The sequence below is a fragment of the Cupriavidus sp. a3 genome, from assembly GCF_051015765.1.
GTDB lineage: Bacteria > Pseudomonadota > Gammaproteobacteria > Burkholderiales > Burkholderiaceae > Cupriavidus > Cupriavidus oxalaticus_A.
On the sequence record NZ_CP170643.1, the window covers coordinates 2,921,636 to 2,942,375 of the forward strand.

Genomic DNA, 20,740 nt, shown 5'->3' on the forward strand with positions numbered 1-20,740 from the left:
GGAATCAGGAGTCAGGTAGCGGCAACAGGAATCAAAGCACGACGAAGACAAGCCACAGCACCACCGGTGCGATCACGGTGACCAGCGCGCCATAGATCAGCAGCGTGCGGAAGAAGGCCTGCCGGTCCACGCCCTGCGCGTTGGCGAGCACCAGCGCGCCGTTGGTCGAGAACGGGCTGACGTCGACGATGGTCGAGGACACCGCCATGGCGGCGATAAAGCCGATGGCGCTCACGTCCGATCCCTGCTGCAGGAACGGCACCGCCAGCGGGATCAGCGAACCCAGCACGGCGGTCGACGACGCGAACGCCGACACCACCGCGCCGACTACGCACAGCAGCAGCGCGGCCATCAGCGGCGACGTCAGGCCGGCGACGCTGTGGCCGACGAAGTCGATGGTGCCCATCTTGTCCATCACCCCGACGAAGGTGCTGACGCCGACGATCAGCATGATCTCGGGCCACGACACCTGGCTCAGCGCCCGCTTCTGCAGCTCCGGCGCCATCAGCGTGAGCAGCAGCGCGATGGTCAGCGAGACAAAGCCGATATCGAGCTTGAAATAGAGGGTCAGCACCGCCAGCGCGACCAGGCCGCCTACGGTCAGGTACTGGTAGAGCCCGGCGGGAGCCGCGGCAGCAGCTTCCGCTTCGCTGCCGAGCAGCGCAGCGCGGTCGCGCGCCATCGTCTTCTGCTCTTCGACGCCGGCCTCGGCCTCCGCATCGCCGTAGATCTGCGCGCCCTGTGCCGGCACCGTGCGCGCGCCGAACGGCGCACCCATGGCCAGCACGCCGCCGGCGACCGATTGCGGCGCGGCCACCGCCGGTGCCGATTGCCGCATCAGGCGCAGCCCGCCCAGCGCCACGAAGAGGCCCGCGGCCACGGCCAGGTTCACGCCCAGGCTGGCGAATGCCGTCGCCATCTCGTTGAGCGGCAGCCCTGCCTTCTGCACGATCTTGTTGGTGATGCCGCCATAGATGCTGATCGGCGAAAAGCCGCCGCCCTGCGCGCCATGGATGACCATCAGGCCCATCAGCAGCGGGTTGATGCCGTAGCGCGCGGCAAAGCCCAGCGCGATCGGCGCGATGATGGCCACCGCCGCCGGGCTGACCGCGCCGACCGAAGTCAGCAGCGCCGCGATCATGAACATGATCCACGGAATAGCGGCGATCCTGCCGCCCACGGCCCGCACCGCAAGCCGCACCAGCCAGTCGATGGTGCCGTTGTTCTGCGCCACGGCGAACAGGTAGGTGATGCCGACCAGCGTGAGGAACAGGTCGGCGGGAAAGCCGGCAAGGATCGCCTTGGCCGGCATGGCCGCGACCAGGGTGCCGACCAGGAAGGCACCGACAAAGGCTAGCGCGCCCATGTTGATCGGCAGGACCGTGGCGATGACAAACATCAGCCCTAGCACTGAGATGGAAATGACGTGTGACGACATAACGGCTCCGTCGCGGCTTGCGCGCGTCTGCGCATGCCGCCTGGCAAGAAGGTCAGGGGAATCCGGCAGCGCGGGGGCCCGGCTGCCGGAGATTCGGATCTGCCGCTACGGCAACGTATGGAAGGGATAGGCCATGATGTCTTGTCTCCTTGTCTGTGAGGCCGCATGGAACGGCACCGACCGGGGCCGGAATTGCGCCCCGTAGTTTTTGTCTTTGTTGGTCTGGCTGAACGATATGGCGCCGGCGCGAAGCCATCAATTAAGCGCTCGGGCCGATCCTTACGGAAAGCGGAAAGCAGGCGCGCACGAAACGCTGGACGGCCGGCAGAAAGGCGGGATCGTTGCCATGGCAGGCTTTTGACTGCACGGCGGCGATCTCCGGCGGCCAGCCAGGTGCACCCGGGACGACTTCCGATGTCCCGAACCGGCAAACCCGTTTCGCTATAGTTCTGCACATCGACAGCGCGAGACGAACCTCCGACATCCCGGAACCGGCATGCAAAAGAGAACTTTCCTGAAGCTGGCGGCAGCCTCCGCCCTTGCCACCCAACTGCCCCGCTGGGCCATCTCCGCCACGCTGCGCGAGCGCGACCTGTTCTCGCTGGGCGCGGCCAGCGGCGCGCCGACGCCCGACGGCTTCGTGCTATGGACGCGCCTGCTCGGCGGCGCCATCCCTGGCACGCCGCAGGCCGATGCCCTTGGCACCACGCCACTGCAAGGGCCGCTGACCGTCCAGTGGGAAGTCGCCGAGGACGAGGCATTCCGGCGCATCGTGCGCCGCGGCCAGGCGCAGGCGCTGCCGGAACTCGGCCATTCCGTTCATGTGGAAGTCGACGGGCTGCGCCCCGACCGCTGGTACTACTACCGTTTCATGCACGGCGACGCAGCCACCGCCCCGGCCCGCACCCGCACCGCGCCGGCGGCCGATACGCTGGCCCCGCGCGTGCGCTTTGCCTTTGCTTCCTGCCAGCGCTGGGAGCAAGGCCACTACGCCGCGTACCGGCAGATGCGGCAGGAAAACCTGGACCTGGTGGTTTTTCTGGGTGACTACATCTATGAGGCCGCGGTCCCGGCCCACGCGCGCGCGCACCTGCCGCGCACGCATAGCCTGCCCACAGCGACCAGCCTGCAGGACTTCCGCGACCGCTACGCGCTGTACAAGAGCGACCCGCTGCTGCAGGCCATGCACGCCGCGTGCCCCTGGCTGGTTACCTGGGACGACCATGAAGTGCAGAACGACTATGCGGGACGCGCGGGCAGCGAGCCGGCGGCCGCGTTTCTCGCAAGGCGCACGGCCGGCTACCAGGCGTTCTATGAAAACATGCCGATCCGCGCGAGCTCGCTGGTGCATGGCACGGCGGGCCTTGGCACGCCGGATGCGCTGAGCATCCACGCGCGCCACCGCTGGGGCCGGCTGGTCGATTTCCATGTGCTGGACGACCGCCAGTATCGCGATATCCAGCCCTGCCGCGAACCCGGCCAGCCCGCCAGGGGTTCGGTGTCCCCCGGCGAATGCAGCGCGCTCTACGACCCGCGCCGCACCATGCTGGGCAGCGCGCAGGAACAATGGCTGGCACAGGGACTGGCGCAGGACCAGCGCGACCAGACGCGCTGGAGCGCGATCGCGCAGCAGACCATCTTCTCGCGGCGCAACTACAAGGCGCCGCCGGAAGAAGCCTTCCACAGCGATACCTGGGACGGCTATCCCGCCGCGCGCCAGCGCCTGCTCGACAGCATCGCGGCGGCGGCGCCGCGCAATACCGTGTTCATCGGCGGGGATATCCACCAGCACTACGCCTGCAATGTGCTGGCCGACTTCGGCAACCCGTCATCCCGCGTGATCGCCAGCGAGTTCTGCACGACCTCCATCGCCTCGGCCTCCGGCAGCAGCATGCAGAGTGTCGCCAGTATCGTGGCCCGGAATCCGCATATCGTGCATGCGCGGCCGGACCAGCGCGGCTACACCGTGGTCGAGGCCACGCCCGCACGCTGGGCCGCCACGCTGCGCGCCGTGGAAGACGTGACGCGCGCGGACAGCGCGGTCGGCACGCAGGCGGCGTTCGTGGTCGAGGACCGGCGGCCGGGCGTGCAGCGGGCCGCGGCTGGCTAGGCCGGCGCCCTTTGCACACTGCGGTGGCACGAACCTGCTGATTGTGTGCTCCCTCTTCCGCTTGCGGGTTAGGGGGCCGCGACGAGGCCGCGATCGCGCTGGTCGAAGCGTATTCGCGCCGCGTCGGCCTGTGGTTCGACGACGCCGCGCAGCCACGCTACACCACCGTGCTGGAGCTGGATCTCGATACCGTGGGCATGCATGTGGCCGTCCCGCGCCGTCCGCAGGACCTGCTTGGCTTATGCCGACACGGCGCGCGCGCTGGAAGGGTTCGGCTTCACGCCATCGCATCCGCATCCCTTCATGCCCAGGCATCCGGTGGCGCTGGCCGCCGCCGCGCTGGCGGCGCCGTTCGTGTTCAAGGGGCTGCGCAAGATGGGCGGCGCCGACAAATAGCCGGCGCCCCGGGCGCACTTACTCCACGCTGGCCAGCGGTGCGCCCGCTGCCAGGAACACGCCCGTCTCAGCCTGCCATGCAACACGGCCGCTGCGATGGGCGTGGACCTGCATCTCCATCTTCATCGCTTCCATCACGGCGATCAGGTCGCCTTCGCTGACCTCGTCACCCACGTTGACCTTCCAGGCCTGCACCGTGCCGGCGATCGGCGAAGGCAGGTCGGCGGCGTTGGTGGTGGCAGCTGGCGCGGCGGCGGCCGCACTGCCCTGCCCCGGCGCTTCGGCCAGGCCGCGCAGCAGCTGCGCCGGCAGCCCCAGCACCATGCGGCGGCCGTCGATCTCGATCGCGGTGCGCAGCAGGCTGCCGTCCGGCTGCGGCTCGGCGCGCACGGCGGCGGCCAGCGGCTCGGTGAAGTCGGACTCGATCCAGCGCGTATGGACCTTGAAGCCGTCGGCGCCAAGGAAATCGGCGTGATCGATCACAGCACGATGGAACGGCAGCACCGAGGCTACGCCCTCGATCCGGAACTCGCGCAGCGCGCGGCGCGCACGCGCCAGCGCCTGCTCGCGCGTGGCGCCGGTCACGATCAGCTTGGCCATCAGCGAGTCGAAGGTGCCGGGCACCACCGAGCCGGTCTGCACGCCCGAATCGACCCGCACACCCGGGCCGGACGGGGCCTCGAAGCGCTGCACCGGGCCGGGCGTCGGCAGGAAGCCGCGGCCGACGTCTTCGGCATTGATGCGGAATTCGATTGAATGGCCCAGCGGCGCCGGCGTCTCGGTGATCGACAGCGGCAGGCCGTCGGCCACGCGCAGTTGCTCGACCACCAGGTCGACGCCGGTGGTCTGCTCAGTCACCGGGTGCTCGACCTGCAGGCGGGTGTTGACCTCCAGGAACGAGATCGCGCCGCCGGTGCTGAGCAGGAATTCGACGGTGCCGGCGCTGGTGTAGCCCGTGGCGGCGCAGATATCGCGCGCGGCGGCGTGGATGCGGGCGCGCTGTTCGTCGCTCAGGAACGGCGCCGGCGCCTCTTCCACCAGCTTCTGGTTGCGCCGCTGCAACGAGCAGTCGCGCGTGCCGAGCACCACCACGTTGCCGTGCTTGTCCGCCAGCACCTGCGCTTCGATATGGCGCGGCTTGTCGAGGAACTGCTCGACGAAGCATTCGCCACGGCCAAAGGCCGTGACCGCTTCGCGCACGGCCGACGCGTACAGCTCTTCGACCTCATCCATGCGCCAGGCGATCTTCATGCCGCGGCCGCCGCCGCCGAACGCCGCCTTGATGATGATGGGCAGGCCATGCCGCTCGGCAAAGGCCAGCACTTCGTTGGCGTCGGTCACCGGGTCGGGCGTGCCGGCCACCAGCGGCGCGCCTACCTGCAGCGCGATCTTGCGCGCTTCCACCTTGTCGCCCAGCCGGGCGATGGTTTCCGGCGACGGGCCGATCCAGGTCAGGCCGGCATCGATCACCGCGCGGGCGAAGGCTTCGCTTTCCGACAGGAAGCCATAGCCGGGGTGCACCGCGTCGGCGCCGCTGCGGCGCGCGATCTCGAGCAGCTTGGGGATATTCAGGTAGGTGTCCGCCGGGCGGTCGCCGTCGAGGCCGTAGGCTTCGTCGGCCAGGCGCGCGTGGATCGCGTCGATATCGGCGTTGGCATAGACTGCGACGGAGGCCACGCCATAGTCGGCGCAGGCGCGGATGATGCGAACGGCGATCTCGCCACGGTTGGCAATCAGGACTTTCTTCATGGCAGTTACGGTTGCAGTTCTTCGAAGGCGCCGACGGGATTGAAGCGCAGCCAGGCACCGACCGGGATTTGTCCGGCGCGGTCGAGGTGATAAGGCGCCACGGCACCGATCACGGGATAGCCGCCGGTCAGCGGATGGTCGGCCAGGAACAATACGGGCTGGCCGCTCGGCGGCACCTGCAGCGCCCCGAGCGCGGTGCCTTCGCTGGGCAGCTCGCCGGCGATGGCGCGCTCCAGCGCCACTTCGCCGGCCAGGCGCAGGCCCACGCGGTTGGATTGCGGCGTGACCTGCCAGCGCTGCGCGGCCAGCCGTTGTACGGATTCGGTGGTGAACCAGTCGGTGCGGGGCCCGAGCACCACGTCCAGCACGACTTCCTGCTCGACCGTGGGCAGGTTCTCCGCGGGCATTTCGGGTGCGCCGACGATGGCACCAGCCGGAGCCTGGCGCAGGTCGATCACATCGCCCACCGCCAGCGGCGCGGGGCCGACCCTGGCCAGCGTGTCGGTGGCGCAGCTGCCCAGCACCGGCGCCACCGCATAACCGCCACGCGCGGCGACGTAGCAGCGCGCGCCGGCCAGCGGCTGGCCGATGGCCAGCGTGTCGCCATCGGCAAGCGCCACCGCCTGGTGGTTCGGGACCTCCCATTGCCTGCCGTCGGCGGTGCGCACCGTCAGCGGCGCATCGGCGCCGGTGACGGCCAGCACGCTCTCGCCCACGCTCTGCAGCTGCAGGCCCGCGCCGATGGTCTCGAGCGCCGCGGCATCGCTGCGGTTGCCCACCAGCCGGTTGGCGGCCTTGAGCGCCGCCTGGTCCATCGCGCCCGAGGCCGAGACGCCCTGCCCCGCCTGGCCGTGCCGGCCCAGGTCCTGGAACACGGTCTGCAGGCCGGTGCCCTTCACCTTCAACGACGCGGCTGCTGGCGCGCTATCGGACTGCACGGGCTGGCGCGCCGGCGCCACGGCAACGCTGCCGGCGGCATGCGCCACGCCATTGAGCCTCGCGACATCGACAAAACGCACGCGATAGCCGGGCTGCAGCAGCGCGGGCTGGTCGCGATCCAGGTCCCACATCGGCACCGGCGTCACGCCGATGATCTGCCAGCCGCCGGGGCTGGCCTGCGGATATACGCCGCTGAAGGTGCCCGCCAGGCCGACTGCGCCGGCGGGAATGCGCGTGCGCGGCGTACTGCGGCGCGGCACGTCAAAGCTGGGATGGCCGCCGCTGAGGTAGGCAAAGCCCGGGGCAAAGCCGGTAAAGGCCACGGTGTATTCGCTGCCGGTGTGGCGTCGCACCACTTCCTCCGGCGTGATGCCCAGCAGCTGCGCGACCTCGGCCAAATCCTCGCCGTCATAGCGCACCGGGATCTCGACCAGGATGTCGCTGCGCTCGACGCGCTGCGACAGGTCGCGCGCGGCAATGGCCCGCACCAGCGCGGCGGCGCTGGTCGCCGACGGGCGAAAGTAAACGAGGATGGTGCGCGCGGCGGGCACCAGCTCGGCCACGCCAGGCAGCGGATCGCGCTGCAGCGAGGCAAGCAGGGCCAGGGTCTGGTCGAGGTCGGCCAGCTCTACCAGCAGGGCATTCGAAGTGACGGGCAGGAAACGCAAGACTAGCTCCGCAGAAGACCCGGCGGTCTCAGACGTGGTACGTGCTGTCCGGCACGTCGGTGATGAACATATGGCCCGGCGCGTGGGTCACGGCGAACGGCACGCCAGACGCCATCACGGCCGCCTGGGGCGTCACGCCGCAGGCCCAGAACACGGGGATCTCGCCCGGTTCGATGCGCACGGCGTCGCCGAAGTCAGGCTTGCCGATATCGGCAATGCCCAGCGCTGCCGGGTCGCCCACGTGGACCGGCGCGCCGTGCACCGACGGGAAACGCCCGCTGATGGAGACGGCATCGGCAACGCGGTGCGCGGGGATGGGCCGCATCGACACCACCAGCTCCCCATGCAGGCGGCCGGCGGGACGGCACTGGCGGCTGGTGCGGTACATCGGCACGTTGGAGCCGTCGGCGATATGGCGCACCTCGATGCCGGCCTCTTGCAGCGGCGTCTCGAAGGTGAAGCTGCAGCCGATCAGGAAGGTGACCAGGTCCGGATGCTCGGCCCACAGCGGCGTGGCATCGGCCACCTCTTCCGCCAGCTTGCCGTCGCGCCAGACGCGGTACAGCGGGATGTCGGTGCGCACGTCCGCGCCTTCGGCCAGCTGGGTCTGGTGCGCGCCCGCCTCGATCACGTCGAGCACGGGGCAGGCCTTGGGATTGCGCTGCGCGTACAGCAGGAAATCCCAGGCCCAGTCGCGCGGCAAGGCGATCATGTTGGCCTGCGTCATGCCCGGCGCGATGCCGGCGGTCGGCTGCACGGTGCCGGCGCGATAGCTCGCGCGCGCTTCGCGGGCGGCATTCACCGCGGCGATGCGGGCGCGTTCCAGTGCGGATGCTTGCATGGGTGTTTCTCCGGTGTGTTCAGTGCCGGGCGGCTCAGGCGAAGGCGCGAACCGCGATGCCGTCGCGCTCCAGCACGGCGCGCACGGCGCGCGCCATCTCGAGCGCGCCGTCGCTGTCGCCATGCACGCAGATCGATTGCGCTTCCACGCGCGCCACGCTGCCGTCGATCGCGAGCACCGTGCCTTCGCGCACCAGGCGCAGCATGCGCTGCGCCACGTCGGCGGCATCGTGCAGCACCGCACCCTTCTCGCGGCGCGACACCAGCGTGCCCTGCGGCGTGTAGGCGCGGTCGGCGAACGCTTCGGCGATCACGCGCAGGCCGGCCTCGCGCGCCCAGCCCACCAGCGGCGAGCCGGCCAGCGCCACCAGCACCAGTTCCGGGTTCACCGCGCGGATCGCGGCGATCACGTCGCGCGCCTGGCGTTCATCGCTGGCGATGGTGTTGTAGAGCGCGCCGTGCGGCTTGACGTAGCGCACCGTAGTGCCGACGGTGGCGGCCATGCCCGACAGCGCGCTGATCTGGTAGATCACGTCGGCCACCAGGTCGGCGCTGGCCACGTCCATGTTGCGGCGGCCGAAGCCCTGCAGGTCGGGATACGACACGTGCGCGCCCACGGCGACACCGCGCTCCGACGCGGCCTTCAGCGTCTGCAGGATGCCTGCCGGATCGCCGGCATGGAAGCCGCAGGCCACGTTGGCGCTGCTGACGATATCCAGCATGGCGGCATCGTTGCCCATGCTCCAGGCGCCGAAGCTCTCGCCGAGGTCGCTGTTCAGATCGATTTGCATAGTGTGATTCTGTGCTTCAGGACTTCAGGACTTCAGTGCTGCGGTGCTTCAGTGCGCGGCCTCGGCCTCGCCGAGCAGTTCGCGGCCACGGGTCTCCGGCAGCATCAGGCACGCGACCACCACCAGTGCATAGGCGCCGGCGGCCATGTAACCGATCGCCACGCCCAGCGACATCTTTGCGCTCAGGTGCCCGATCAGGGCCGGGCAGATCGAGCCGACCGCGCGGCCGAAGTTGTAGCAGAAGCCCTGCCCCGAACCGCGGATATGGCTGGGATACAGCTCGGTCAGGTAAGCCCCCATGCCCGAGAAGATGCCCGACAGGAAGAAGCCGAACGGGAAGCCCAGCAGCAGCATCGCCGCGTCGGTGATGGGCAGCTGCGTGTAGCAGACCACCAGGATGGCCGCGCTTACCGCGAACAGCATGAAGCAGCGGCGGCGACCCAGGTGGTCGGACAGCCAGGCGCTGGTCAGGTAGCCGGCGAACGAGCCAGCGATCAGCACCATCAGGTAGCCGCTGGTGTTGAGCACGGACAGGTTGCGCTCCATCTTCAGGTAGGTGGGCAGCCAGGTGGTCACCGAATAGTAGGCACCCTGCATGCCGGTCGCCAGCAGGCTGGCCAGCACGGTGACGCGCAGCACGCCCGGCTTGAAGATCAGCATGAAGTTGTTGCTTTCACCGGTGCGGGCCAGCTTGGCCTGGGTTTCGCGATACACCTTGGGCTCGCTGATATTGCGGCGGATGTAGAGGATGAAGATCGCGGGCAGCACGCCGATCCAGAACAGCACGCGCCAGGCGTATTGCTGCTCGACCAGGGCATAGACCGCCCAGAACGCGACCGCCGAAAGCCCCCAGCCGACCGCCCAGCTGCTCTGCACCAGGCCCACGGCCTTGCCGCGGTGGCGGGCGCGGATCATCTCGGCGATCAGCACCGAGCCGACCGACCATTCGCCGCCGAAGCCCAGGCCCTGCAGCATGCGCGTGACGAACAGCTGCTCGGGAGAATTGGTGAAGCCGCTCAGGAAGGTGAAGAAGCTGAACCAGAGCACGGTCAGCTGCAGGATCCGCACGCGGCCGTACTTGTCCGCCAGGATGCCGGCCAGCCAGCCGCCGACGGCCGAGCTGATCAGCGCGCCGGTCGCGATATAGCCGGCTTCGGCCTTGGTCATGCCCCACACGAGAATGAACGTGGGGATCATGAAGGTGTAGATCATGTAGTCGAAGGCATCGACGCCATAGCCGACGAAGGCGGCAAAGAGCGTCTTGCGCTCCTCTGCGGTAGTTTCTTTAAGCCACATGGTTGCGCTCACTAGGACAAGGACAAAGCGTGGGAAAAAGCTCGCCGCACTGACTTGGCGACGATTCCGTTTTCATCGGCGTTGTTTAGCAAATCGCATGCCATGTTGACCTATCGGCACGTATCACTCAACCACCGCACTAGTATTGTTGAACAATCTTTGGCGTTGATCGATCATGGTATACACCTAAGGCACCGCAGGGCCATCGCCCGCACCAATTCCGTGCAAATTGTTGAACAAAGTGCGTTAACATCCCGTCACGTGCGCACCGGAATGAGCCGGTGCCCGATCCAGCCACCATGCCCTCAACACCTGACGTCAAGAATCTGGCCGAACGGGTCACAGAACAGATCCGCCAGCGCATCGTGCATGGCGAGTTCGAGCCGGGGCAGCGCCTGTCGGAAGCGGCGCTGAGCGAAAGCCTGCAGATATCCCGCAACACGCTGCGCGAGACCTTCCGCGTGCTGACCAAGGAAGGCCTGCTCAAGCACGAGCCCAACCGCGGCGTGTCGGTGGCGATTCCCAGCATTGCGTCGATCATCGACATCTATCGCGTGCGCCGGCTGATCGAATGCCAGGCCATTGCCCAGGCCTATCCCAGCCATCCGGCCCGCAAGCACCTGCGCGCAGCGGTGGAGGCGGGGCTGCGCTGCCGCGACAGCGGCGACTGGCAGGGCGCGGGCACCGCCAATATGGAATTCCACATGGCGATCGTGGAACTGGCCGACAGCGAGCGCCTGAACGTGATGTTCTCGCACCTGCTCGCCGAGCTGCGCCTGGCGTTCGGCATGCTGCATGACCCGGAATTCCTGCACGGCCCTTACGTCGAAATGAACCAGCACATCCTGGAACTGTTCGAGGCGGGCAAGCTGGCCGAGTGCGCGGTGGCGCTGAACGATTACCTGACGCAGTCCGAGCGCATCGTGTTGTCGGTGTGCGCGCGACATCCGGTGTTCAAGGGGCGCTGAAGCGCCCTGCTGTTGCCTTCCCGCCCCTTGCCTGGCTGATTCCTGCCCCTTTGGCGCTATTTACAGGTGCGCAGGCGTCGTCTAGGCTTCAGCTCCATGGGAACCCGGCGGCACGCGGGTCGGCGCAGCGCAGCAGCTGCCATATTTTTTCCGGACTGCCATGGGGAACGAGATCGGAAAGGAAGGCTCCGAATTCGCGGATCACATGCTCGATGCCATGTTCCTGGTCGATACCAGCGGCCGCATCCAGTACGTCAGCGCGGCCTGCGAGGGCATCCTCGGCTACACGCCAAAGGAAATCACCGGCCAGTCCATCATCGACCTGGTGGTGCAAAACGACCGCGACCGCACCATCATCGAATCCAAGGAAGTCATGGCCGGCAAGAAGCGGATCGGCTTCGAGAACCGCTACCGGCACAAGGATGGCAACGAGGTCCATATCATGTGGTCGGCCGGATGGCTGCAATCGGAACGGATGCGCGTCGGCGTCGCGCGCGATGTCACGGCATTGAGAAAGAAAAGCATGGTCGAGCTGGGGCTGGAGCTTTCCCCGGTGCCGCTCGCACCCCATGAGCGGAAGGTGCTGCAGCTGCTGCTGACCGACGCTTCCGAAAAGCAGATCGCCCACCGCCTCGGCCTCGCCGTCTCCACCACCCATTCCTACGTGACCACGATCTTCCGCAAATTCGGCGTCAGGGGCCGGGCCGGACTGATGAGCCTGTGGCTGGAAAACCTGTCGCGCGAGCGCTGAGCCGGCTTGCAAGACGGCACCCTGATACAATGCCGCCACGTTTATATGTGTTGACACAATGGGCTTCGAACAACTGGCCGCGCTGAAGGCAAAACTCGTGCAACAGGCAAAGGCCGAAAAGGCGGCCGAGTCTGCCAAGCGAACCAAGGGCAACAACGGCAGCAACGGCACCAAGAGTGCGAATGGTACGAGTGGCACCAAGGACGCCAGGCGTACTGCTGGCACCCGGGGCGCCAAGGGCAACAAGCCGTCGCGCCCGCGCGATGCCGCTCCGGCCACGCCTGAAAAGCCGGTCGATCCGGTGGTCCTCGCCATCTCCAGGCTGCAAAAGCGCTTCCCCGCCGTCTTCCCGAAGAGCCCGGCCCCGAAAGTGCCGCTCAAGGTCGGCATCTTCCAGGACCTGGTGCAGCACGCGCCGGAACTGAAGCTGACCGAGGCCGAGCTGCGCGATGCGATCCGCACGTGGTGCCGCGGCGCACGCTACTGGAACGGCATGGTGGAAGGCGCCGCGCGCATGGACCTTGCCGGCGAGCCCGCCGGACAGGTCACCGAGGCCGATGCACGGCGCGCGCGCCAGCTGCAGCGCAGCCGTGCCGCCCGGCCGCAATCGAAGCAGCCGGCACAGGAAGCTCAGCAGGCCCAGCAAACAGCCCAGGCTGCACAAGCTCAGCAGGAACAGCCAGCGCCGGCGACGGAACCGTCGCAAGCCGACAAGCCCGCCTGACCAGCGCGCCAGCGCCTCCTTGCGAGGCGCGTTTTCGAGCGCGTTTTCGAGCGCGTTTTCGAGGACTACGCCGACACCTCGGGCAGCCGCGGCACGAAGCGCTTGTGCTCGATCTCGCCATTGCGGGCTACCAGGATGGTGGCTTCCGGGATCTCTTCCCAAACCCCCTGCACATCGATCAGCGGCTCCGACAACACCAGGAACGCATCGTCGCCGGCGGCGATGATGCGCGGGTCCTGCGGATACAGCTCGCGCAGCTGCCGGAACGAGGTGCTGTGGAACAGCGAGCGCGACGCCGTCTCGCTCGAATAGCGCACCGCCACGACCTGCTGGCCATCCGTGACGCACACCGTCATGTTGAGCGGAAACTGCACGTCGTAGCGATGGCCGACCTCCTCGATCAGCCCCGCCATCTGCTCCAGCGCGCCACGGGGGTCGCGCTCCAGCCCGAAGGTCAGCGCGAGGAAGAACATCACCTCCGAGTCGGTCGATCCCTCGATCCAGCGGAACAGGTGCGGCGCCACGGCCATCATCAGGTCGCGCCGCAGCAGCGGATATTCGCGAATCAGCCCGTTATGCACGAACAGCCAGCGGCCGAAGCGGAACGGATGGCAGTTGGTCTCCTGCGTAGGCGTGCCCGTGGCCGCGCGCACATGGGCCACGAACAGCGGCGCCCGCACCGCGCGCGCGGTCTCGCGCAGGTTGGTGTCGCTCCATGCCGGATGCAGGCAGCGGTAGCGGAACGGCACCTCGGAATGCCTGCCGTACCAGCCCACGCCGAAGCCGTCGCCATTGGTAGTGGTATGGCCGAGCCTTGAATTCAGGCTCTGGTCGATCAACGAGTGTTCCGGCTGGAACAGCACCGCTTCCAGCGGAACGGACCTGCCCGAGTACGCCAGCCAGCGGCACATGATATGTCTCCTCGACAAGTGCGGCCCGATGCCTTTCCGGCCCATTCTCCATTTGTAGGACGGCAACGGCGGAACGGCAAAGTGCATGCTGGGGTGGGCGATGAAGTGGTGCCGCCGGTGGCTTGCGTATGCTTCTTGCGGCACAGGCGGCACGAACATTCCGGCGCTGGACACTGCGGGCGGTCGCGGCGCAATCGCTACACGTGCCCGGACAGTTCATGCAATTTCTTCAAATTCGCCTGCTGCTCTCGTTCCCGGAGCAGTGCTAGGCAAGGCCCACCGCGCGATGGCTGGTCGAGCGCGGCCGGGTACGGGACTTGCGAGCAACTAGCCGGGCATAGAGACGCTGGAATCAGTACCTGGCTGTACGTATCTCGCGCGTTCCGGGCGCACCCGTTCGGGGCAGTCCCATGCTAGTGTCTACAATGTTTGTGGGGTCCCTCTGGCCCCGCCACGGAGGAAGCAGCCAATGCCGGTTCAGAACTGCAATGTGCATGTTGTTTTCGATGGGCACTGGGCAATCGCGGCCGAGGGGGAAGGACGCCTCCAGGTCGGCCTCGACATGACCAGCGCCATCGCCCTCGCCACCTCGCTCGCCGTGGAGCGACAGGCGATGCTCTATGTGCATGACAAGAACGGCGACATCATCCAGCGTATTGATTGCTCCCGCGCCATGCCGTCCACAGACGCCGTGCCGCCTGTTGCACGTATCGACAAACCGGTGCTGCCGGCCGGACAGCCGGAAACGCCCGAGAACGTCCGGAATACTTCGGCTTGATTGATATCGGCCGCTGCTGCCTGCGCAGCGGCTGGCGCAAAGTACCACGCCTGCTGACAGCCAACATGCCCTGCCGTCGAGGCATCGACGCGGCGCGGGTCCAGTCCGCCCAGCGCAGGGACGAAGGCACGTCCAGCGCAGCCAGCATGCGCGCCCCCTGCCCGATACCTGCCTGGATCGCCAGTTCCGCCTGGTAGACGCGCCCCAGCTCGGCGCTGTCGGCATGCACATGCACCAGCCGCTGGCGCGGCCGCGGCGGCGTGAGCAACGCCGGTACGGCGCGGCATCGGCGCATTCGCACAGGCCGTCGAGCATGTCTTCGGGCAATGCCAGCACCACCGGTCCGGGCCGGCCCGAGGTCGCGCACTGGAACGCCCGCGCGACCAGTTCCGGGATGCGCTCGGGATCGTCGATCTGCGCCACCCACTTGGCCATGCCGCCGAACATGGCGGTGTAGTCCACTTCCTGGAACGCCTCGCGCCCCATGTGCCCACGCGCGATCTGGCCGACGAACAGGATCATCGGCGTCGAATCCTGCGCCGCGATATGCACGCCGATGCCGGCATGGGTGGCACCCGGCCCGCGCGTCACGAAGCAGGTGCCCGGGCGGCCGGTCAGCTTGCCGTCCGCCTCGGCCATGTTGGCGGCGGCGCCCTCATGCTTGCAAACCACCAGATCGATGGCGGGCTGGTCGTGCAGCGCGTCCAGGCACGTCGAGGAAGCTCTCGCCCGGCACGCAGAAGATGCGGTCGGCGCCGTGCAGGCGCAGGGCGATTGCAAGGCCCGGAGCAACCGCCGGCAGGTAGATTGCTGCCAGAATGTGCGCTCGCCGGGCCCGCGCCTCGCCTCCCCGAAGGCGCGCCATCCAAGAACAATTCGAGACAGACATGAGCGAACACCATATTTCCACGCCTGCCCTGCACCAATGGGTCACCGATCTCTGGCTCGCTGCCGGCTCCGATGCGCGCGAGGCGCGCCTGACCGCTGACCACCTGGTCGGCGCCAACCAGAGCGGGCACGATTCGCACGGCGTCGGCATGATCCCCAAGTACGTGCTGTCGTGGCAGGCCGACGAGCTGCAGCTCAACCGCAACGTCAGCGTGCTGCACGACGGCGGCAGCATGCTGAGCCTGGACGGCAACCGCGGCATGGGCCAGGCGGTGACCGAGGAAGCCATGGCGCTGGCGATCGGCCGGGCCAGGGAGCATGGCGTCTGCGTGATGGGACTGCGCCAGTCGCACCACCTGGGGCGCGTCGGGCACTGGGCCGAGCAGGCATGCGCGGCCGGCATGATCTCGATCCACTTTGTCAACGTGCTGTCCAAGCCCATCGTCGCCCCGCACGGCGGCAGCGAAGCGCGCTTCGGCACCAATCCCTTCACGATCGGCTTGCCGGTGGCGGGCGCGGAGCCGCTGGTGCTCGACTTTGCCACCAGCGCGATCGCGCTCGGCAAGGTGCGCGTGGCCCACAACAAGGGGATCGAGGTGCCCGCCGGCTGCCTGATCGATGCGGACGGCGCGCCGACCACGCGGCCAGACGTGATGTTCCCCGCCGACGGCGCCGCGCAGGGCGCGCTGCAGGCGTTCGGCGAGCACAAGGGCTATGTGCTGGCGGTGATGTGCGAACTGCTGGGCGCCGCGGTGACCGGCGGCCACACCATCCGGCCCGAGACCCTGACGCACCGCCACGCGGTATGGAACAACATGCTGGCGATCGTGTTCGACCCGCAGCGGCTCGGCACCAGCACCAGCTTCGGCGGCGAGGTCCAGGCCTTTGCCGACTGGATCCGCTCGTCGCGGCGGCAGGCCGGCCAGGCCGGCATCGCCCTGCCCGGCGAGCCCGAACGGCATCGCCGGCGCGAGCGTGCCGAAGCCATCCCGGTGGACAGCGGCACGCTGGCCCAGCTTGACGACGCCGCCGCGCGCGTGCAGTTGGTCCGCGGCGCTTCGCCCGGGCCGCTGTCGCGGCTGGCGCGCTGAGCACGACTTCACACCCCCGACCAAAAGGAAGCAGACCGCATGCCCCCGGCTAACCAACCCCGCACTCCGTATTCGCCGCTGCCCAACACCTTCCGTGCCGCCGTGCTCGGCCAGCAGCGCCAGATCGGCTGCTGGTGCTCGCTGGCCAGCCCGGTGACCACCTCGGCAATCCCAACCACCCAGAGGTGCAGGCCGAAGTCGAGCGCATCTTCCGGGCCGCGCGGCAGGCCGGCAAGGCCGTCGGCACGCTGACACCGGCCGAGGCCGACGCGCGCCGCTACCTTGACATGGGCGCCAGCTTCGTCGCGGTGGGCCTGGACCACGTGCTGCTGCGCCAGGCCACTCAGGCACTGCGGGACCGATTCGCCGACTGAGGTAGCGGGCGCGATGCGGTGATCAAACCAGCCGGGCGCCCGGCCACGCGCCCGACATCACGGTATTGCGCACCGACTGGCGCACGGTCTGCATGATGTCCCACAGCTCCGGCACCGGCGGCCGGTTGCGCGCGGTAGCCAGCGCCACCTGCCGCGTCACCACCGGCTCCACCAGCCTGGCGCAGCGCAGCCGTTCTCCACCAGCCGCATCGACACGGTATTCGACGCATCGCAGCGCCGCGCGCGAAATGCTGCCCGTGCGGCCACACAGACAAAGCAGGCCAGGTCGTCGGAATTCAGCGGTGCGGGGGCATTGGCGGTCATGGCGTGACCGGCGGGTTGCCTGAGCTGGCCAACGATCCGGTGACCGCCAGCGCTAGCGCCAGCCGCGCCCCCACCTCGGCGTTGTGCTTCACGAGCGCGATATTGGTCGCCAGGCTGCGGCCGCCGGTCAGCGCCTTGATGCGGGCCAGCAGGAACGGCGTCACGGCCTTGCCGGTGATGCCTTGCGCGGCGGCTTCGGCCAGCGCCTGCGTGGTCAGGGCATCGATCTCCGCGGAGGGCATGGCCGCCGCTTCGGGCACCGGCGTGCTCAGCACCACGCCGCCTGCCAGGCCAAGATCCCACTTGGCGCGGATAAAGCGCGCCTGCTGCGCCGGCTCGTCGAGCCGGTAGTCCGCGCGGAAGCCGCTGTCGCGCTTGTAGAACGCCGCCACGTTGTCCTGCCCGCAGCTGAGCACCGGCACGCCATGCGTCTCCAGGTATTCCAGCGTCAGGCCGATATCCAGCACCGATTTCGCGCCGGCGCAGACCACCGCCACCGAGGTCCTGGCCAGTTCCTGCAGGTCGGCCGAAATGTCGAAGGTTTCCTGCGCGCCGCGGTGCACGCCGCCGATGCCGCCGGTGACGAACACCTCGATGCCCGCCAGCGCGGCACAGATCATCGTCCCCGCCACGGTGGTGGCGCCCAGCTCGCCGCTGGCCAGCACCGCCGGCAGGTCGCGCCGGCTGACCTTGTGGGCCTGCCCGGAGCGGCCCAGCAGTTCCAGTTCGTCGTCGGACAGGCCGATGCGGATGCGCCCGCCGATCACCGCGATCGTCGCCGGCTCGGCGCCGAGGCGACGGATCAGCGCCTCCACCTCGCGGGCGGTGCGCACGTTCTCGGGGTACGGCATGCCGTGCGCGATGATGGTCGATTCGAGCGCGACCACGGGGCGGCCCGCGGCCCGGGCGGCGGCCACAGGCGCACTGAAGCTCAGCCAGGCCTGGGCAGGCCCGGCATTGATGTCCGGCCGTTGGCGAGTGGGCTGCACTGGCTAGTCGTTGCCCTTGACTGCATTTTTCGTCGCATGCCAGCCCTGCTTCGTCGCAGCGCCGACGGCATGGCCGGCTTCCTTGGCGCCGCGGCCGACGGCATGCGCCGCATCGCGCACCGCGTGGCCGCCTTGCTTGCCCGCCGCCTTGACGCTGTGCTTGAACGCGCGCGCGTCCGACGCCAGGCTCGCGTAGGCCGGGACACTGCATGCGGCCAGCAGCAGCACCATCGTGATCGTTCTGGAGTTCATGCGCATTCGGGGGCCTTTTTCGACGCGGCAACCAACCGTGCCGCGTGCCTGATTTTAGCCGGGTCGTCTAAGCTATAAACGCAATCTGCCTCCGGAGCCGACATCAATGTGTCGCATGTTGCCCTCTCATGGCTTTCTGGGCACCCGAAAAACGGGCCGGCGCATACACCGAATACGCCGTTCCGGCAAGTCAACAGTCCCTTCCTTGCGACTGCAAGGTGCTGCGACGCACCAATGGCTGTACAATACCGGACCCCGATTCGAAGGCCATGGCGCGCCCCTAGTTGCGGCCCCTCGCCATAGCGAACCCCCTCATTAGCCTCGACAGCAGGACCCGAAGCACGCGAAGCGTGCGCGCTGCCGTCGAATTGCCATTCACGAAGGAAAAAGCAGTCAATGACAAGCGGCGCACAACGTACGGCAGCCAAATCACGAGATGCAGGAGCGATCAAGGGCCTAGGCCAGACCCCCGGCGGGTCTGCGGCACAGCTCGATCCCTCGGCCGAGGCTGCCGCGCGTAGCCAGCAATTGCGCGCCCTGATCCAGCTGGGCAAGCAGCGCGGGTACCTGACCCACGCCGACATCAGCGACCACCTGCCGGAGAATTTCGCCGATACGGCGGCGATGGAAAGCATCGTCAACACGTTCGCCGAAATGGGCGTGAAGATCTACGAGCAGACCCCGGACGCCGAAACGCTGTTGCTGAGCGACGGCCCGGTGGTCGCCTCCGACGACCAGGCCGAGGAAGAGGCCGAGGTGGCGCTGTCCACCGTCGACTCCGAATTCGGCCGCACCACCGACCCGGTGCGCATGTACATGCGCGAGATGAGCTCGGCCACGCTGCTGACGCGCAAGCAGGAAGTGGAGCTGGCCAAGCGCATCGAGGACGGCCTGAACAACATGATCCACGCGGTCTCGGCGTGCCCGTCGACGATCGCCACGATCCTGGAGCTGTCCGAGCGCGTGTCCGCCAACGAGATGGCGATCGACGACCTGGTCGACGGCCTGAGCGACGAGAGCAGCGCGGAAGCCGCCGCGGCCCCCGCCGCCGACGATGAGGTCGAAGACACCAGCGTCAGCGCAGACGACGAAGACGGCGATGAAGACGATGCCGACGAAGGCTCGTCCCAGCAGGGCGGTGCCGATACCGACTCGGCGCAGCTGCGCGAGGAATGCCTGAAGCGGTTCGCGCGCGTGGCCGCGCAATTCGAAGTCATGCGCAGCGAAGAGGCGACGGACGGCACCCAGTCGCAGGCCTTCCTCGCCGCACGGGACACGGTGCGCGAAGAACTGCGCACGATCCGCTTCACCGCCAAGACCATCGAGCGCCTGTGCGCCGACGTGCAGTCGATGGTCGATGCCGTGCGCGCCGTCGAGCGCCAGGTGCTGCAGTTGCTGGTCGAGCGCTGCGGCATGCCGCGCGAGGACGTCGTGGCCCGTTTCCCGGGCAACGAAACCAACCTCGCCTGGGGCCAGGAACTGGCGGCGGAAAACCGCCCGTACAGCGCCGCGGTGGCGCGCGCACTGCCCGACCTGGAATCGCACCAGCAGAAGCTGATCGACATCCAGGCCCGCGCCACGCTGTCGCTGGCCGAGCTGAAGTCGGTCAACCGCAAGATGCTGGCCGCCGAGCGCCAGATGCGCCAGGCCAAGCACGAGATGACGCAGGCCAACCTGCGCCTGGTGATCTCGATCGCCAAGAAGTACACCAACCGCGGCCTGCTGTTCCTGGACCTGATCCAGGAGGGCAATATCGGCCTGATGAAGGCGGTGGACAAGTTCGAGTACCGCCGCGGCTGGAAATTCTCCACCTACGCGACCTGGTGGGTGCGCCAGGCCGTCACGCGCGCCATCGCCGACCAGGCCCGGACCATCCGCGTGCCGGTGCACATGATCGAGCAGATCAACAAGCTCAACCGCCTGTCGCGCGAGATCATGCAGCAGACCGGCAAGGAGCCGGATCCGGCCGTGCTGGCCGAGCGCATGGACATGCCGGAAGAGAAGATCCGCTCGATCATGAAGATCGCCAAGGAGCCGGTGTCGATGGAAACGCCGGTGGGCGAGGACGGCGACACCAGCCTGGGCGACATGATCGCCGACTCGGACAACGCCACGCCGGCCGATGCCGCGCTGCAGGCGGGCCTGCGCGCGGTCGTGCGCGAGATGCTGGACGAGCTGACCCCGCGCGAAGCCAAGGTGCTGCGCATGCGCTTCGGCATCGACATGGCCAGCGACCATACGCTCGAAGAAGTCGGCAAGCAGTTCGACGTCACGCGCGAACGGATCCGCCAGATCGAAAGCAAGGCCATGAAGAAGCTCAAGCACCCGAGCCGCGCCGACCGGCTGATGACCTACCTGCGGGACGCCTGATCTCCGGCCGGCCGGCGTGCTCCGGGCGGCGCATGGGAAGCAACCGTGGCCGTTTCGCCGCAAACTGGCCGGCTGACACACTTGTTAGGGCAA

At 68.1% G+C, this 20,740-nt stretch carries 20 protein-coding genes and 2 pseudogenes; 10 read left to right on the forward strand and 12 right to left on the reverse strand.

Features of this window, described 5'->3' with window-relative positions; all coding sequences use genetic code 11:
* Nucleotides 1-31: 31 nt before the first annotated feature.
* Nucleotides 32-1,438, reverse strand: a complete 1,407-nt coding sequence (locus ACAD63_RS14105; RefSeq protein WP_133097364.1) for an SLC13 family permease — start codon at nucleotides 1,436-1,438, stop codon at nucleotides 32-34.
* Between the two features lie 496 nt (nucleotides 1,439-1,934).
* Here ACAD63_RS14105 and ACAD63_RS14110 point away from each other — a divergent pair, with 496 nt between their 5' ends.
* From ACAD63_RS14110 to ACAD63_RS14120, 3 genes and pseudogenes are all read left to right on the forward strand, one after another.
* Nucleotides 1,935-3,548, forward strand: a complete 1,614-nt coding sequence (locus ACAD63_RS14110; protein WP_434032867.1) for an alkaline phosphatase D family protein — start codon at nucleotides 1,935-1,937, stop codon at nucleotides 3,546-3,548.
* 41 nt (nucleotides 3,549-3,589) lie between these two features.
* Nucleotides 3,590-3,733, forward strand: a pseudogene (locus ACAD63_RS14115) (hypothetical protein); the annotation flags it as partial.
* A 49-nt stretch (nucleotides 3,734-3,782) separates the two neighbouring features.
* Nucleotides 3,783-3,944 carry a hypothetical protein gene (locus ACAD63_RS14120; RefSeq protein ID WP_431189919.1) on the forward strand — a complete coding sequence of 54 codons (162 nt, stop codon included), beginning with the start codon at nucleotides 3,783-3,785 and terminating at the stop codon, nucleotides 3,942-3,944.
* An 18-nt stretch (nucleotides 3,945-3,962) separates the two neighbouring features.
* On the opposite strand, the gene ACAD63_RS14125 is transcribed toward ACAD63_RS14120, so the two are convergent.
* From ACAD63_RS14125 to ACAD63_RS14145, 5 genes are read right to left on the reverse strand one after another with little or no spacing between them, the layout of a single operon-like run.
* Nucleotides 3,963-5,693: an acetyl/propionyl/methylcrotonyl-CoA carboxylase subunit alpha gene (locus ACAD63_RS14125; RefSeq protein ID WP_434032868.1), complete on the reverse strand. Its 1,731-nt coding sequence runs from the start codon at nucleotides 5,691-5,693 to the stop codon at nucleotides 3,963-3,965.
* Between the two features lie 5 nt (nucleotides 5,694-5,698).
* The gene (pxpB, locus tag ACAD63_RS14130; RefSeq protein WP_195432227.1) at nucleotides 5,699-7,300 is read right to left on the reverse strand and encodes a 5-oxoprolinase subunit PxpB; all 1,602 of its coding nucleotides are present in this window, start codon (nucleotides 7,298-7,300) and stop codon (nucleotides 5,699-5,701) included.
* Nucleotides 7,301-7,328: 28 nt separating this feature from the next.
* On the reverse strand, nucleotides 7,329-8,141 hold the full coding sequence (locus tag ACAD63_RS14135) for a putative hydro-lyase (protein ID WP_135705127.1): 813 nt from the start codon (nucleotides 8,139-8,141) through the stop codon (nucleotides 7,329-7,331).
* Between the two features lie 34 nt (nucleotides 8,142-8,175).
* Nucleotides 8,176-8,931: a LamB/YcsF family protein gene (locus ACAD63_RS14140; protein WP_135705126.1), complete on the reverse strand. Its 756-nt coding sequence runs from the start codon at nucleotides 8,929-8,931 to the stop codon at nucleotides 8,176-8,178.
* A gap of 48 nt (nucleotides 8,932-8,979) precedes the next feature.
* Nucleotides 8,980-10,227: an MFS transporter gene (locus ACAD63_RS14145; protein WP_133097370.1), complete on the reverse strand. Its 1,248-nt coding sequence runs from the start codon at nucleotides 10,225-10,227 to the stop codon at nucleotides 8,980-8,982.
* 299 nt (nucleotides 10,228-10,526) lie between these two features.
* On the opposite strand from ACAD63_RS14145, the gene ACAD63_RS14150 reads away from it, so the two are divergent.
* From ACAD63_RS14150 to ACAD63_RS14160, 3 genes are all read left to right on the forward strand, one after another.
* The gene (locus tag ACAD63_RS14150; protein ID WP_434032869.1) at nucleotides 10,527-11,195 is read left to right on the forward strand and encodes a GntR family transcriptional regulator; all 669 of its coding nucleotides are present in this window, start codon (nucleotides 10,527-10,529) and stop codon (nucleotides 11,193-11,195) included.
* A 160-nt stretch (nucleotides 11,196-11,355) separates the two neighbouring features.
* Nucleotides 11,356-11,946 carry a helix-turn-helix transcriptional regulator gene (locus tag ACAD63_RS14155; RefSeq protein ID WP_135705125.1) on the forward strand — a complete coding sequence of 197 codons (591 nt, stop codon included), beginning with the start codon at nucleotides 11,356-11,358 and terminating at the stop codon, nucleotides 11,944-11,946.
* Between the two features lie 58 nt (nucleotides 11,947-12,004).
* Nucleotides 12,005-12,670 carry a ProQ/FinO family protein gene (locus ACAD63_RS14160; RefSeq protein ID WP_195432229.1) on the forward strand — a complete coding sequence of 222 codons (666 nt, stop codon included), beginning with the start codon at nucleotides 12,005-12,007 and terminating at the stop codon, nucleotides 12,668-12,670.
* Nucleotides 12,671-12,735: 65 nt separating this feature from the next.
* Here the strand turns inward: ACAD63_RS14160 and ACAD63_RS14165 are convergent, their stop codons facing one another.
* Nucleotides 12,736-13,581 (reverse strand): class II glutamine amidotransferase, encoded by an 846-nt coding sequence (locus ACAD63_RS14165; protein ID WP_133097374.1) that lies wholly within the window; start codon nucleotides 13,579-13,581, stop codon nucleotides 12,736-12,738.
* Between the two features lie 469 nt (nucleotides 13,582-14,050).
* On the opposite strand from ACAD63_RS14165, the gene ACAD63_RS14170 reads away from it, so the two are divergent.
* Nucleotides 14,051-14,359, forward strand: a complete 309-nt coding sequence (locus ACAD63_RS14170) for a DUF2188 domain-containing protein (protein ID WP_135705123.1) — start codon at nucleotides 14,051-14,053, stop codon at nucleotides 14,357-14,359.
* Nucleotides 14,360-14,629: 270 nt separating this feature from the next.
* On the opposite strand, the pseudogene ACAD63_RS14175 reads toward ACAD63_RS14170, so the two are convergent.
* Nucleotides 14,630-15,161 (reverse strand): annotated as a pseudogene (locus tag ACAD63_RS14175) (thiamine pyrophosphate-binding protein); the annotation flags it as partial.
* Nucleotides 15,162-15,246: 85 nt separating this feature from the next.
* On the opposite strand from ACAD63_RS14175, the gene ACAD63_RS14180 reads away from it, so the two are divergent.
* Nucleotides 15,247-16,338 (forward strand): malate/lactate/ureidoglycolate dehydrogenase, encoded by a 1,092-nt coding sequence (locus tag ACAD63_RS14180; RefSeq protein WP_434032870.1) that lies wholly within the window; start codon nucleotides 15,247-15,249, stop codon nucleotides 16,336-16,338.
* 134 nt (nucleotides 16,339-16,472) lie between these two features.
* Nucleotides 16,473-16,712, forward strand: a complete 240-nt coding sequence (locus ACAD63_RS14185; RefSeq protein WP_240745957.1) for an aldolase/citrate lyase family protein — start codon at nucleotides 16,473-16,475, stop codon at nucleotides 16,710-16,712.
* Between the two features lie 22 nt (nucleotides 16,713-16,734).
* On the opposite strand, the gene ACAD63_RS14190 is transcribed toward ACAD63_RS14185, so the two are convergent.
* The 4 genes from ACAD63_RS14190 to ACAD63_RS14205 are packed head-to-tail and all read right to left on the reverse strand — an operon-like array spanning nucleotide 16,735 to nucleotide 18,277.
* Entirely contained in the window at nucleotides 16,735-16,872 is a 138-nt protein-coding gene (locus ACAD63_RS14190) for a hypothetical protein (RefSeq protein WP_243737036.1), read from the reverse strand.
* A complete protein-coding gene (locus ACAD63_RS14195; protein WP_240745955.1) occupies nucleotides 16,869-17,036 on the reverse strand; it encodes a hypothetical protein in 168 nt (55 codons plus the stop codon). The genes ACAD63_RS14190 and ACAD63_RS14195 overlap by 4 nt, the downstream gene beginning before the upstream one ends.
* Nucleotides 17,033-18,025 carry a pseudouridine-5'-phosphate glycosidase gene (locus tag ACAD63_RS14200; protein WP_434032871.1) on the reverse strand — a complete coding sequence of 331 codons (993 nt, stop codon included), beginning with the start codon at nucleotides 18,023-18,025 and terminating at the stop codon, nucleotides 17,033-17,035. The genes ACAD63_RS14195 and ACAD63_RS14200 overlap by 4 nt, the downstream gene beginning before the upstream one ends.
* Before the next feature lie 3 nt (nucleotides 18,026-18,028).
* A complete protein-coding gene (locus ACAD63_RS14205; protein WP_133097378.1) occupies nucleotides 18,029-18,277 on the reverse strand; it encodes a hypothetical protein in 249 nt (82 codons plus the stop codon).
* Between the two features lie 396 nt (nucleotides 18,278-18,673).
* Here ACAD63_RS14205 and rpoD point away from each other — a divergent pair, with 396 nt between their 5' ends.
* Nucleotides 18,674-20,647: an RNA polymerase sigma factor RpoD gene (gene rpoD / locus ACAD63_RS14210; protein WP_133097379.1), complete on the forward strand. Its 1,974-nt coding sequence runs from the start codon at nucleotides 18,674-18,676 to the stop codon at nucleotides 20,645-20,647.
* Nucleotides 20,648-20,740: the final 93 nt, after the last annotated feature.